Below are 505 nucleotides of genomic sequence, written 5' to 3' on the forward strand. Positions count from 1 at the left end.
CTGATTCGGCTCCATGGCGGTGAAATCGCGACCGACCAGGTCCGGTGGGGACTGGGCCATCCGGTCCTGGCTGGTCAGGCCCTTGCGGCCAGTGCGGCGGTGCACCCCGACCAGGCCCTGAGCGCGCATGAGCCGACCGATCCGATTGCGTCCCACCCGTAGTCCGTCGAGCTCGGCCAGGTCGGCTCGCAGGCGCGGAGCCCCGTAGGTGCCACGGGAACGCTCATGGTGGCCCTGGCTACGTTCGGCCAGGTCAGCGTCGGAGTGTTCCTTGGCCGTGGGGCCGTTTTGGGTTCGGTGGTGTGGTGTTTGTAGTAGCCCTGCCGCGATACGCCGAGCAGCCGGGACATCAGGGAGACGGAGTGGCGTGTCTTCTCTTCGTCGATCAGCCGGTGAATCACCGACTGGTCTCCCGGACGAAGAAAGCCGTGGCCTTGCGCAGGATCTCGCGTTCCTCACGCAGTTGGGCGTTCTCGCGGCGCAGGCGGGCCAGTTCGGCCTTGTC

At 67.3% G+C, this 505-nt stretch carries 1 protein-coding gene; it reads right to left on the reverse strand.

What is annotated here, in order from left to right:
- A partial coding sequence (locus ACSIH6_RS39445; RefSeq protein WP_435114014.1) for an IS3 family transposase occupies positions 1–330 on the reverse strand: 330 nt, incomplete at its 3' end.
- Between the last annotated feature and the right edge of the window lie 175 nt (positions 331–505).

It is taken from the genome of Nocardiopsis synnemataformans, from assembly GCF_965343085.1.
GTDB classification, from domain to species: domain Bacteria; phylum Actinomycetota; class Actinomycetes; order Streptosporangiales; family Streptosporangiaceae; genus Nocardiopsis; species Nocardiopsis alborubida.